At 29.9% G+C, this 13806-nt stretch carries 12 protein-coding genes; 10 read left to right on the forward strand and 2 right to left on the reverse strand.

What is annotated here, in order from left to right; all coding sequences use genetic code 11:
* Position 1: 1 nt before the first annotated feature.
* From G507_RS0113220 to G507_RS0113255, 8 genes are all read left to right on the forward strand, one after another.
* Complete coding sequence (locus G507_RS0113220) at positions 2-1567, forward strand: glycosyltransferase family 2 protein (RefSeq protein WP_035666280.1); 1566 nt, start codon at positions 2-4, stop codon at positions 1565-1567.
* On the forward strand, positions 1564-2556 hold the full coding sequence (locus tag G507_RS0113225) for a glycosyltransferase family 2 protein (RefSeq protein ID WP_026717936.1): 993 nt from the start codon (positions 1564-1566) through the stop codon (positions 2554-2556). The genes G507_RS0113220 and G507_RS0113225 overlap by 4 nt, the downstream gene beginning before the upstream one ends.
* Positions 2556-3572 carry a glycosyltransferase family protein gene (locus G507_RS0113230; RefSeq protein ID WP_026717937.1) on the forward strand — a complete coding sequence of 339 codons (1017 nt, stop codon included), beginning with the start codon at positions 2556-2558 and terminating at the stop codon, positions 3570-3572. The genes G507_RS0113225 and G507_RS0113230 overlap by 1 nt, the downstream gene beginning before the upstream one ends.
* 28 nt (positions 3573-3600) lie before the next feature.
* Complete coding sequence (locus G507_RS0113235; protein ID WP_026717938.1) at positions 3601-4728, forward strand: glycosyltransferase; 1128 nt, start codon at positions 3601-3603, stop codon at positions 4726-4728.
* A gap of 53 nt (positions 4729-4781) precedes the next feature.
* On the forward strand, positions 4782-5834 hold the full coding sequence (locus G507_RS0113240) for a glycosyltransferase (RefSeq protein ID WP_281169403.1): 1053 nt from the start codon (positions 4782-4784) through the stop codon (positions 5832-5834).
* Positions 5834-7183, forward strand: a complete 1350-nt coding sequence (locus tag G507_RS0113245; protein WP_342662436.1) for an O-antigen ligase family protein — start codon at positions 5834-5836, stop codon at positions 7181-7183. The genes G507_RS0113240 and G507_RS0113245 overlap by 1 nt, the downstream gene beginning before the upstream one ends.
* Positions 7146-8156, forward strand: coding sequence for a glycosyltransferase family 4 protein (locus G507_RS0113250; RefSeq protein ID WP_026717941.1), 1011 nt, complete (start codon positions 7146-7148; stop codon positions 8154-8156). The genes G507_RS0113245 and G507_RS0113250 overlap by 38 nt, the downstream gene beginning before the upstream one ends.
* A gap of 78 nt (positions 8157-8234) precedes the next feature.
* Positions 8235-9620, forward strand: coding sequence for an exopolysaccharide biosynthesis polyprenyl glycosylphosphotransferase (locus tag G507_RS0113255; RefSeq protein ID WP_026717942.1), 1386 nt, complete (start codon positions 8235-8237; stop codon positions 9618-9620).
* A 126-nt stretch (positions 9621-9746) separates the two neighbouring features.
* Here the strand turns inward: G507_RS0113255 and G507_RS16975 are convergent, their stop codons facing one another.
* Both G507_RS16975 and G507_RS0113265 read right to left on the reverse strand, forming a co-directional pair.
* Positions 9747-10850, reverse strand: coding sequence for a lipoprotein N-acyltransferase Lnb domain-containing protein (locus G507_RS16975; RefSeq protein ID WP_035666281.1), 1104 nt, complete (start codon positions 10848-10850; stop codon positions 9747-9749).
* A gap of 53 nt (positions 10851-10903) precedes the next feature.
* Positions 10904-11977 carry a putative type IX sorting system protein PorV2 gene (locus tag G507_RS0113265; RefSeq protein WP_026717943.1) on the reverse strand — a complete coding sequence of 358 codons (1074 nt, stop codon included), beginning with the start codon at positions 11975-11977 and terminating at the stop codon, positions 10904-10906.
* 103 nt (positions 11978-12080) lie between these two features.
* On the opposite strand from G507_RS0113265, the gene G507_RS0113270 reads away from it, so the two are divergent.
* A complete protein-coding gene (locus tag G507_RS0113270; RefSeq protein WP_211218984.1) occupies positions 12081-12827 on the forward strand; it encodes a CDP-alcohol phosphatidyltransferase family protein in 747 nt (248 codons plus the stop codon).
* Positions 12820-13665, forward strand: coding sequence for a glycoside hydrolase family 25 protein (locus G507_RS16980; RefSeq protein WP_035666282.1), 846 nt, complete (start codon positions 12820-12822; stop codon positions 13663-13665). The genes G507_RS0113270 and G507_RS16980 overlap by 8 nt, the downstream gene beginning before the upstream one ends.
* Positions 13666-13806: the final 141 nt, after the last annotated feature.

Raw genomic sequence — 13806 nt, forward strand, 5'->3', positions numbered from 1 at the left:
TATGAATATAATATTTATACATAATTTAAATAAAATTACAACTCTATATAAAGATGGTAGTAAGGATTTAACTTTTGATGCTTCTCTAAGTATTCAAAGTCAAATGGCTACTTATGCTAATTTACATAGCGAAGCCTGTTTAATTTGGGTACATGAATCTTTAGCTGATATTGTTGATTATGAGTGGGTAAGGGTTCATGTAAAAGACTCAAAAATGTTTTTTTTCAATCCAACATCAGTTGAGTTTTTAAGTCCTAAAATAGGTTACATAGAACCTTCTCCTTTTTTAAACATCAATAAAAATGTTTCATATGCTACTTGGCAAGCTAGTGCATTTGTAGGATGTGTTATGGGTAGTGACTTTTTAAAGTTTGGGACTCCTTTTTTGAAGAAGGATTATAGTTTTGGTTATTTTTTAACGATTGTATCTAAAATAGGACATCGCAATGGATTTTTGACTTATTCTACATCTAAATTATTAAACAAAATACCCTTAGAGGTAAAACCATTGCTAGGGAATTCTTCAGAAATGTTTAGGTTAACGGCGCAGTATTATGGTTTTTCAAAGAGTTTGCAGTTGTTTTTATTGTTGTTTTGGTACGATTATCAATTTCCATTAATTGCCTTTTTTAAATCTTTATTCGTGCAAAGAATTTCTTTTGATGCTCCAGTAAAAAATTTAATGGAATTCGATTCTGTCGCTGTTTCAGAACCTGTCGTAGTTAAAGAGCTTAGTCTTGATGTTTTGATTCCTACAATTGGTAGAAAGCCCTATTTGTATGATGTTTTATGTGATTTAAAAAATCAAACTAAAATTCCAAGTAGAGTTATCATTGTTGAGCAAAATGCAGATGTAGAAAGTATCTCCGAACTTGATTATTTAAAAAATGAACTTTGGCCTTTTGAAATTATTCATCACTTTACGCATCAGACGGGAGCTTGTAACGCTAGAAATATTGGTTTAAAAGAAGTTATCAGTGATTGGGTGTTTTTTGCTGATGATGATATTAGAATTTCTGAAGGTTTTATAGGCAGTAGTTTGAAAGCTATTTTAACTAGCGGTGAGAGTGCCTTTACTTTAGCTTGTTTTAGAGTTGATGAAAAACCAGTTTTTAATCATTTAATGCATTGGGACACTTTTGGTTCAGGATGTAGTATTGTTAAAAAAGAGGCACTTGCAGGTTTAACTTTTGATATGCGATTTGAAAATGGTTTTGGTGAAGATGCTGATTTTGGCATGCAACTGCGTAATAATGGTTGTGATGTCTTATATTTACCCAAGCCCATTATTTTACATTTAAAAGCTCCTGTTGGGGGCTTTAGAGTTCAACCCACTTATTTATGGGAGAATGAAAAAATTAAGCCTAAACCGGCACCTACTATAATGTTGTTTAAATTATTGTATCATACGAAACAGCAATTATTAGGTTATAAAATGAATTTGTTTTTAAAATTTTACAGTCATCAAACTATTAGAAATCCATTCCTTTATTTTAAGGTCATGAAGAATCAGTGGAATGAGAGTTTTAAATGGGCCAATATATTAAGAGAAAGATCTATTAAATGAAATTTACATTAATCATTTGTACTTATAAACGTGCACAACCTTTGTTGAAATTATTATTTTCAGTAAAGGCACAAACCTTATATCCCGATGAAATTTTAATTATTGACGGTTCTTTAGATAAGGATACAAAAGAAATTTTGGATCAAAATACTTTTTCTAATTTGTCTTATTATCAAGTAAGTCCAGAAGAAAGAGGATTAACTAAACAGCGTAATTTTGGTATAGCTAGAGTTAATGTTACTAGTGAAGTGGTTAGTTTTCTAGATGATGATACGATTTTAACACCTAATTACTTTGAAGAACTACTTAAAGCTTATGTAGCTTATCCAAGTGCTTTAGGTATTGGTGGATATATAAATAATGAGACCCCTTGGATAAAAGTTGATGCAAATTATACTTCTAAAATAAATGAATTTGTTTATGATGGTTGGAAGCGAAAAGATGGAACTCGTTTCGTTTGGAGAAAACGATTAGGTTTGGATAGTAATCGGCCACCTGGTTGCTTGCCTGATTTTTCACATGGAAGAAGTATAGGTTTTTTGCCTCCTTCGGGAAAAATATATAAAGTAGAGCAATTGATGGGAGGTGTATCTTCATTTAGAACATCAGTATTTAAAAATTTCCAATTTTCAACTTATTTTCAAGGATATGGTCTATATGAGGATGCTGATTTTACTTTACGACTTTCTAAAAAAGGAGATTTGTATGTAAACACGGCTGCTCAGTTGGGTCATTTTCATGATGCTTCGGGCAGACCTAATAAATATGATTATGGAAAAATGATTGTAAGAAATGGGTTTTATGTTTGGCGTGTCAAATACCCTGAGCCTTCAATAAAAGCCCAAATAAAGTGGCACTGTATTACTTTGTTTTTGACAGTTATACGCACCAGTAATATATTCACTACGAATAAAAGAAAAGAAGCACTTAGTGAGTCAGTAGGTAGAGCTGTAGGATGGTTTTCTTTGTTCATTAATAAACCTCAATAATGCTATATTTACTACAGAAGAAAATAAGAAGAAAATATAAAGAGTTTAAAGAAAACTATAAGCAAGTGCGTTTCTATAATGGCAATGAGCAAGTGCTGTTCTTGCACTTAAAAAGAAGCACAAAAGTAAGAACATATTTGAATTTGATTTTTAGATTAAAACAGCATTATTCTAACCCTATTGTAATTGAGTTTTCTTTATTTCGCTATTTTGTGTTGGCTAAATGGTTTAGAGAATTAGACTTTATTTATTTTTCAAAACCTTTTCGAAAACCTAAAATATTTAGACTCTTTGGACATGATAAAAAAGCAGATTTTTTAATTACATTTGCTTATAAGGAAGTCTACCAATCTAGTGCTTTTGTTGAAGAGGCTATTCCTTATATTATGCATCCTAGAAATTACATGATTGCTGAACCTTTACTTTTAGAAAAAAAAATAGGTGTTTTAATGAGTGGTAATTTTGAGGCAAAAATATATGATTCAGATTTAATTACTAAAAATTTTCAACTGTTGAATCGTTGGCAAATATATAATCAAGTTATAAAACATCCATCAATGTTGTCACTTACTGGTATTGTCTTGAAAGAGCGATTATTTACTGATGATTATTTGCATAAAGTTGTAGTAATGAAATGGCAAGAAGGAGCTATTCCAACAGAAGAATGGCGTAATTATTTATCTTCCTCTAGGTTTTTATTTTGTTCCCCAGGAATGACCATGCCTATGTGTCATAATGTTTTAGAAGCTATGTCTGTGGGTGTTGTGCCAATTATAAATTATGAAAGTTGGTTAAATCCAAGTTTAGAAGATCGAGAGAATTGCTTGGTGTATAAGTCAATGGAAGATGTAACTACTGTTCTAGATTTTGCCCTAAAAATATCTGCTGATGATTATCAAATTTTACGTCAAAATGTAACACTCTATCATGAGAGTTATTATAAAAGTTATGATTTTGAAAAAAATCGATATAAAAGTTTAATTTTACTAAATGAAGCTATTAATGATCTTGTTTAGTATCAAAAAGTAGGCCTCGGCCTCCATAATGAAATTTGCTGTAATAACACACGTTCCACATATAAAAAAAGGAAATCAATACTTTGGTTATGCTCCATATGTTCGGGAACTGAATATATGGGCAAAGTATGTTGATCAATTACTTGTAGTAGCCCCACTTGTTAAAAATGATATTAATCCGATTCATGCATCTTATCTACATGAAAATATTGAATTTAAGCAAGTTCCACAGTTTAGTGTAACCTCGTTTAAGCATATTTTAGGCACTCTTATTAATTTGCCGTTTATTATTTTTGCTACTTATAGTGTAATGTCTAAAGCAGATCATATACATTTGCGATGTCCAGGAAATATGGGATTGATAGGTGCGATAGTTCAAATATTATTTCCTTCAAAGTATAAAACAGCAAAATATGCTGGAAATTGGGATCCTAAATCGAAACAGCCTTTAACCTATAAACTGCAGCGTTGGATCTTGTCAAATGAGTTATTAACTAGAAATATGCAAGTTTTGGTTTATGGTGAATGGCCTATGCAAACTAAAAATATAAAATCTTTTTTTACAGCTACTTATAGTGAGCTTGATCTTTTGAATTCAGGATATAAGATTCAGGATTCTGTTTTTAAAGTGCCTTATACGTTTTTATTTGTGGGTACTTTGTCAAAAGGCAAGCAGCCATTATATGCTATTCAGTTAGTTGAACAATTGCATTTAAATGGTATAAAGGTAAAATTGGATTTTTATGGAGATGGAGATTTACGCAAAGAATTAGAGCAATATATTATCGTTCATAATTTAGAAAATATAGTTGAATTAAAAGGCAATCAATCTATGGATATTGTTCTAAAAGCATATCAAAACCATCATTTTCTTATTTTGCCATCAAAAAGTGAAGGTTGGCCAAAAGTGGTTGCCGAAGCCATGTTTTGGGGTTGTATTCCAATAGTGACTTCTGTTTCGTGTGTTCCTTATATGCTAGGTGAAGGAAAAAGGGGAGTACTATTAACTGAAAATAAAGAACGAGATGTAAAAGCAATTGAAAGTTTACTTGATGTTGATTTAGCTTTAACTAAAATGAGTAGATTGGCTCAGAAATGGTCTAGACAATTTACTACAGATAAATTTGAAGCAGAAATTAAGAAGTTGCTAAAATAGAAAAACAAAAAAAAATCGAAACAACAATAGAAAATATAAGAACAATTCAGTTAATTGATAGTCTTGAAGCTGGTGGTGCAGAACGAATGGTTGTTACCATTGCTAATGCATTAGCCGCAAAAGGTTTAAGTTCAAGTGTTGTAACCACTAGAGCGGAAGGCGCATTAGTGAATCAATTAGCAACAGAAGTCACTTATTTTTATTTACATAAAAAGAGGACTTTTGATTTGTTGGCGCTAAAAAAATGTTTAAATTTTATTAAAAAGAATAATGTAAAGCAAGTACATGCCCACAGTAGTTCTTGGTTTTTTGGTGTTTTAATAAAAATTGGACAACCTAATATTAAATTAGTTTGGCATGATCATCATGGAAATCGAATAAATAGTGCTAAAACTAATTGGAAGCTTAAAATAGCTTCTTTGTTTTTTAGTTCCGTAATAACGGTTAATCAAGAGCTTGAAAATTGGGCTAAAAAAAATCTTTGGTGCAAAAATGTTTATTATTTGCAAAATTTTATAGCGTACGTTCCCACTGAAAAGCTAAATAAAACTGTTTTAAAAGGAATAGAAGGAAAAAGAATGGTTTGTTTAGCTAATTTGCGTAACCCAAAAAATCATACTTTTTTAATTGAGATGTTTGTGAGAAGTAATGCAATACAAGAAGGATGGACTTTGCACCTTATTGGTAATATGAATGATAAGGAGTATCTGATGCGGATACAATCTAAAATTGATTATTTAAGCGTACTAGATTCGATTTTTATTTATGGAGCAAAAAATGATATTGATTCTATTCTGCATCAATGTGAAATAGGTGTATTGCTTTCGACTTCAGAAGGTTTTCCTGTAACTTTATTGGAATATGGTAAAGCAGGCCTAGCAGTTATTTCTTCTGATGTTGGGTATTGTAATGTGTTGATAAAAGATAATATAACTGGATTTTTGGTTTCTGTTAATGACGAAAAGCAGACTTTGAATGCTTTTGACTTATTAATAAAAGATATAGCCTTAAGAAAAAGATTGGGAAAAAATTTATGTAATTTTGTTTCATCAGAATACAATTCTGAAAAAGCTATCGTCCAATTGATGAAAATATATACCCAATAGTGAATAGAAAAATAACATACAATACCTTAATCTTAGCTCATATTGGGTTAGGAATTGTATTATATGCACTTGGTTTTTTGTCAAAACTTTTTGGAATTCTTATACCTATCGTTGGGTTAGTATATATTATGCGTACCCAAAATAAGAATAATCAAGTTTTAGTAGCTTGTTCCTACATTGTAGGGTCTGAGGTTTTAATGCGAATGACGAATGGTAATATTTCTCACGATTTAGCTAAATATATTGTAATAATTTATTGTTTAATGGGGGCTTTTTATTCAAGTGTTTCCAAAAAAAACGCTATTTATTTGTTGTTTTTATTGGTGTTGATGCCTGGGGTTTATATTGGTACAACCGTATTGAATTTTGATACCAATATGAGGAAGGCAATAATATTTAATATTTTAGGAGAAATTACATTATTTATTTCTGTTTTTTACTGCTATGATCGTCAAATAAAATTTAAAGATTTTGAATATATTTTAAAATCTTTTGCTCTTCCCATTATTTCAATATTGACCTATTTATTTCTACATACACCTTCAGTTAGAGATGTAGTTACAGGAACTTCATCAAATTTTCAAACTTCGGGAGGATTTGGACCAAATCAAGTATCAACTATTTTAGGTTTAGGAATGTTTATTTTTTTTGCTTTATTCCTCTTTTTTTCAAAAACAAAAAAGCAACAATTATTACACTTGGGTTTGCTTTTAATTGTGTCTTATAGAGGTATAGTTACTTTTTCTCGAGGAGGAGTAATTACAGGTCTAATAATGATTTTAGTTTTATTTGTCTTAACTTATAGGTATTCTAATAATAAAGCCAAAAGCAAAATAGTCTTACTAATCATAGGAGCTCTCCTTTTAGGCTCCTTAACATGGAGCTATAGTGTTATCCAAACAGGAGGTTTGATTGAGAATCGGTATGCAAATCAGGATGCAAGAGGTCGAGAAAAAGAAGATCGGTTAGGTGGTAGAGAGCAAATTGCTATGACCGAATTGCAAATGTTTTGGGATAACCCATTATTAGGAATTGGAGTAGGTAAAAATAAAGAATTTAGAGAAGAAGAAACGGGTATTGTCGCTGCCTCTCACAATGAGGTTACTAGGCTTTTGGCAGAACATGGCTCGCTTGGTATTTTGGCTTTGTTGATATTGGTATTTGTTCCGTTACTTTCAGCTTTTGAAAATAAACAAAATCTTTTTTTACTGCCTTTTTATTTGTTTTGGGCTTTAACTATTAATCATGCGGCTATGCGATTAGCGGCCCCAGCATTTATTTATGCTTTAACTTTACTAAAAGTCAATTTTGATGAAGAACCTTCTGTACATAGGGAACAAATTATATAAGCACGGTTTTAATAAAACTTCTATTGAGACATTAGGAGTCTTTTTAGCTCATGAAGACTATAACGTAAGATATACATCTGATAAAAAAAATCAAATTCTTCGTTTTTTAGACATGATTTTAAGTACTTTTTTATATGCTAAAAAAGTTGATTATGTTTTAATTGATACGTATAGTACTACTAGCTTTTGGTATGCGTTATTTTGTAGTCAAATTGCTAGAGTTTTAAACGTAAATTATATTCCTATTCTAAGAGGTGGAGATCTGACGAATCGGTTAAAAAAAAGCCCTAAATTATGTGGAATTATTTTCAAAAATGCCTATGTGAATGTAGCCCCATCTTCATATTTATTAGATAAATTTAAATCAGAAGGATTTGATAATATAATTTTTATACCTAATTCTATTGATCTAAATGCTTACGTCTTTAAGACTAGAGCTATAATTCAGCCGAAGTTATTATGGGTTAGAGCTTTTGCTGCTATATATAACCCGAAAATGGCTGTTGAAGTTTTAAAACTTTTAAAAGAAAAATATCCAGAAGCAACACTAAAAATGGTTGGACCTGACAAAGACGGAAGTTTAAGAACTACTAAAAAATTTGCAGAAAGTCTAAATTTAGAAGTCAATTTTACCGGAAAACTCTCTAAAGAGCAATGGACAAATTTAGCGAGTGAATATGATGTATTTATTAATACAACGCATTTTGACAATACTCCAATCAGTGTTTTGGAAGCTATGGCTTTAGGTTTGCCAGTTGTTACTACAAACGTTGGTGGAATTCCATATATGCTAACAAATCATAAAAATGCTTTGTTAATTAATGACAATCAACCTTTAGAAATGACTAATGCTATTGAAGACTTATTGAATAATCCTCAAAAAGTAAAATACATTACTTCAAACGCTAAACTGCTTTTGGAAACTATGGACTGGCAAGTGGTGAAATTAAAATGGAATGAATTGTTAGTTTGATAAATTCCTTCAAAAAAAGCAGTTTTGTATAGATTAAGTGTAAATTTATTGGTTAATTTGCACAAATAATAGCTATAAATGAAAATCAAAAAGAAAATACATTTTGAAATTTCGGAAAGAAAAATTCTACTTCGAATAATCGATGTTCTTTTTGTGCTTATTTCATTATACATTTTAGGAGAAGTTTTTAATTTTTCATACTTTCATCTTGATTTTTCTAATTTTTATTGGACTATCGTTTTAGCCTTGTATTTGAATTTTTTCGGAACTATTTTTGAATTATATAATCTTCAAGTCGCTAGCAATCAGTATCAAATGGTTAGAAGTATTATTTTGACTACTTCTTCAACGGTTTTGTTTTATTTGTTAACCCCAATTTTTACACCAACATTACCCGAAAATAGAACACAAATTATTTATTTTTATTTCGCAATTTTAGTTGCGCTACTAATTTGGAGATTTTTATATTTAAAATTATTTGCTTCTAACAGATTTATTAAGCGTGTTTTATTTGTTTGTGATAGTAAGTCTTTAAATAGAATGGCTGATGATTTAACAAAGGTAAATCCTCATTATCAGGTAATTGGTTTTGTAGCTTCACATCTAGAGCATGAAAACAAATCATCTTATTATAAAATACCGTTTGAGGAATTTGAGGAATTTATATATCAAAATAGATTGACTGAAATCGTAATTGCTTTTAAAAAGAAAGATGAAATATCTGTTGGGTTATATGAAAAACTCTTAAATTTATTAGAAGAGGGTGTTATTATAAGAGAATATGATCAAGTATATGAAGCCAGTACAAACAGACTACCAGTAGCTTATTTGTCCAAAGATTTTTATAAATACTTCCCTTTTAGCAGAAGCAATCAAAATAAGTTTTACTTAACTTTTACGCGAGTTTTTGATGTGATTTTTTCTCTGCTAGGAATTTCAATTGGATTGCTAATTTTACCTTTAATCTTAATTTTTAATTTAATTTGGAATAGAGGTTCACTTTTTTACACACAAGATCGTGTCGGTAAAAACAATAAGCCTTTTACGATTTATAAATTAAGAACTATGGTAAAAGATGCTGAAAAAGATGGAGCTGTTTTTGCCACAACAAACGATACAAGAATTACTCCTTTGGGTAAGTTTTTGCGCAAAAGCAGGTTAGATGAAGTACCTCAATTCATCAATGTTTTAAAAGGAGAAATGTCCATTATTGGACCAAGACCAGAACGACCAATATTCGTTAATCAAATAGCTGAAAAACTGCCTTTTTATCAAACACGTCACGTAATTAAACCAGGATTAACAGGTTGGGCACAAGTGAATCATTCGTATACCGATACAATTGATGATGCTTTGATTAAACTACAATATGATTTATTTTATATCAAGCATCGAAGTATTTTTTTAGATATAAATATTTTAATAAAAACTATAGGAACTGTTTTGTTTTATAAAGGACAGTAAGGTTTTTTTGAAATCCAATATAAAAAATTCAAAATTCCAATTTATAAAGATTTTTAAAATTTCTTCAATTTCTCACCCGAGCCTGAAAGTGCGAACTGACGAAGTAAATCTGTGTTTCAAAATTTTTTAATTATTAATTTTCGTTCTAAAAAGCAAAATGAAATTGGCTATTATAATTGGTAAAACAGAAATCAAATACACTTTATTGAGTAGTAAAATTACATAAATAGCTAACATAAAAAGAATCAACCATTTTACTCGTTTAAATTTTATTGCATTTTTTCTGTAATAAAAATAAAGTAAAACCAAATAAAACGGATTAAACAATAATACATTATAATTCCAAAGTACTTCTTGATGGAAGGAATATAATCCAATTAAGCTAAAAAATAAACCAAGTAATCCCAATAACGTAAAGTACGCAAAAGTTAATTTTTGGTTGTTTAGTAGTACAATTATCCCAAAAACTACTATTAGTAAATAAATCGAATCGAAAAAATTAAAAGGAACTTTTTCTTTTTTTGCTTCAAAAATTGTTGAAGTTTCTTTTACTAAAGGTTTTCCGTTGTATTTAGTAGTTTTTAATTCATTCATTAAATCTAAAGGAAGAAATAATTTAGTAGCTTTTTCATCTACTTTAGTCCCGAAAATTATATTAATACCTAATTGCTGTAAAAATTGATCATTTGCATAAGGAAATAATACGCTTCTATAGGTTTGTTCTTGTGGTTTTTGAAAATCAATTACTTGACTACCTAAGACTTCATTGACTTTATCAATAACCATTGTAGTACAATTTTTATCAATAAATTTATAAGTATAAAAGCGTTCGTTTGAAGTTAAGGAGTTATTGATGTTATTGTATAAAATGCTAATTTTATCTTTAGGCAAATTAAGTTCTTGTTCGTAAATACTTCGGTTTTCATACCTATAACTGTATTCAAATTCAGCAAAAGAATTACTAGTTACAAAATATTGCAAATCACCTTTAACAAAGCGTAACATGAAATTAGGTGTTTGAAAGTCAAACGCACCATAATTAAAAACTACATCAGTATTTGTTGCAATGTCTTTAAAACGAATTCCGGTATGACCATACAAAGCATACGAAGGAGTAGCTGTTCCAATTGTTATGATACTAACTTTAGCATTCTCAGAAAGTTGTAAATCTTGAGAAAATCCTTGAAAAAAAACGAATAAAAATAAAAAAAAGAGTAATTTTTTACCCATAACAATTAACTATTTTAACAGACAACAGACAACAGACAACAGACAACCAATAACTATCTACTAAAAATATCTAAATCGACTTTTAAAGAAAAAATATTGGAATATAACGCTACACTTTGATCTCCTAAATCTGTAAGTGCATAATCTACTTGAATGCCTTTATATTTAAAGCCTAATCCAATATTAGGTTGAAAACTTAGTTTTTTAGAATCATCAATTTGAGTAATTTGTTGAAAATTTCCAACACCAGCTCTTAAGAATACTAAATCGGTATAACCCCATTCAAACCCTAAAGCAGGATCAATACTTACCGCTTTTGTTGAAATTATATCATTAGTTTGTGCAAATTGCATGTTTAAATTTCCAGCGGCTAAAAGACTCATTTCGTTGTGAAATTCAAACTTTTTAGAAAGTCCCAATTGAGCTTTTGGCAGTGTAATTTCACTTGTTTCAGGTAAATCTTGATTTTCACCAGGAACAGCATCTTTAATTTTTTGATACTCTTCTTCGTTTATTGTCCAAGTATTGTAAGTGGTTGTAATATCTCTTAACATTAATCCAACTTTCCATTCGTTATCGCTTTCATACTGAAGTCCAAAATCAAAACCAAACCCCCAAGAATTCGCAAAATCTCCAATTATTCTTCGCACAACTTTTGCATTTACACCATAATTAAAACCTTCAAGAGGTAAAGCTCTTGCGTAAGAAACCGTTAGAGCATAATCAGCTGTTGAGAAAAGAGAAATTCTATTGTAATCAATGTTTCCTTGGCTATCAATTAATTGTGTCGTATTTAAAATATCATCTACACCAAAGCGAATTAGTGAAATACCAAAAGCACTTCTATCATCAATTGGCATTCCAAAAGCGGCATAATCATATTGAGCTATATTAGCAAAATAACTTGCATGCATTAAAGAAACTTGTCTATCTTCTAGTTTTAATAAACCAGCAGGATTCCAATACCCAGAATTTACATCACCAGTGCTTGCAACAACGGCATTACTCATTCCCAATGCAGCTGCATCAACACCTATGCTTAAAAATTCATTAGAATATTTTCGCACAGCTTGACTCCATACCAATACAGGAAGTAATATTAGGATAATTACAACTAACTTTTTCAATGCAATTGTTTTTTTTACAAATATCGAACAAAATTCTTAATTACTAAACTCTAAAAGTATTAACTTATTGTATTACATTTGCTATAAATTCTGAGTAACAATTATGGAAATTAAAAAGCACATACCAAATTTTATAACTTTATTAAACTTATCCAGTGGATTATTAGCAATAATTGCCATTTTTAAAGGCTATTATGATGAAGCCTTTTTATTCGTTTGTTTAGGGATTTTCTTTGATTTTTGGGATGGATTTTTAGCAAGAAAATTCAATGTATCAGGGGAATTAGGCTTGCAACTGGATTCATTAGCTGATATGGTAACTAGTGGAGTGGTGCCAGGTTTAATAATGTTTAGACTGATTGAAACGATTCAAAACACACAAACTCAATACAATGTAACAGAAGAGACCTTTTATATGGGTATAGTTCCTTATTTCGGATTCCTAATAACCATTGCTTCTGCTTATAGATTGGCAAAATTTAATATAGATAAGCGTCAAATTGATTCTTTTATTGGATTGCCAACTCCAGCCAACGCACTATTTATTATGAGTGTTCCAATGATACAATACTATGGCGAATATGAATGGCTTTTTCATTTACTAAATAATCCTTTTGTATTGATGTTTTTAACTTTATTAAGTGCTTATTTTTTAAATGCAAATATTCCTTTATTTTCACTTAAGTTAAAATCTTTTGCATGGAAAGACGCTAAATTGCAATACCTATTTATGGCATTTGCTGTAGTATTATTTTTATTACTTGATTTTATTGCTATTCCTATTATAGTATTGTCATATATATTATTATCTGTATTAATCAATTCAACATCAAGACCAGCAATTGGCTAAGAAGAAAACTACAAGTAAACGAACTCAAAAAAAGAAACAAACATCACTAACTAAATTAGTGGTGTTTTCTGTTTTAGCCTTATTGTTTGTAATGCTTTCCGTAGTTGTTTATCAATATAGAGATGGAGTTTTGTATTATTTAGGCTATAAATCTAAACATTCAAATACATTATCTACCAAAGAACGAGAGCTACATGACATTCGGATTTATGAAGTTTTGACCACTTATAAAGAAAAGACTATTGGAATTGATGTTTCTCAATATCAAGGGGAAGTTGATTGGTCAGAAATAAAGAAAGTAGATGGTAGTTTCGTAGTTGATTTTGTAATTGTTCGTTCTACTGCAGGAAAAGATAAAGTAGATGAAAAGTTTGCCCATAATTGGGAAAAAACGAAAGGGAAATACATTCGCGGTGCTTATCATTATTACCGTCCAAATGAAAATTCGTTACTTCAGGCTGAAAATTTCATCAAAACTGTAAAATTAACCAAAGGAGATCTACCACCTATTTTAGATATTGAAAAACTGCCAAAAACACAATCTATTGATAGTTTAAAAGTAGGTTTAAAACGTTGGTTGACTAAAATTGAAAAGCATTACAAAGTTAAACCGATAATTTATTCAGGAGAAAGTTATTATAATGATTTTTTGAAAGAAGAATTCTCTGAATATCCTTTTTGGATAGCTAATTATAATTTTTGGAGAAAAGAAATGGATAACGATTGGCTTTTATGGCAATTTACCGAAAAAGCGCAAGTCAATGGCATAAAAGGTTTAGTTGATGTAAACGTTTATGATGGTTTGAAAATTGAGTTGATGGAGAAATGTTTGAAGTAAGTTTTTTGGAACACAGATTTACTTCGTCAGTTCGCACTTTCAGGCTCGGGTAAGAAATTACAGAAATTTAAAAAATAAAGTGTAACGTTAAAAACTTTAAAATAACATATTACTGAACACTGAACACTGAACACTGAACAC

Source organism: Flavobacterium gelidilacus DSM 15343 (genome assembly GCF_000422685.1).
In the GTDB taxonomy this organism is placed as follows: Bacteria; Bacteroidota; Bacteroidia; order Flavobacteriales; family Flavobacteriaceae; genus Flavobacterium; species Flavobacterium gelidilacus.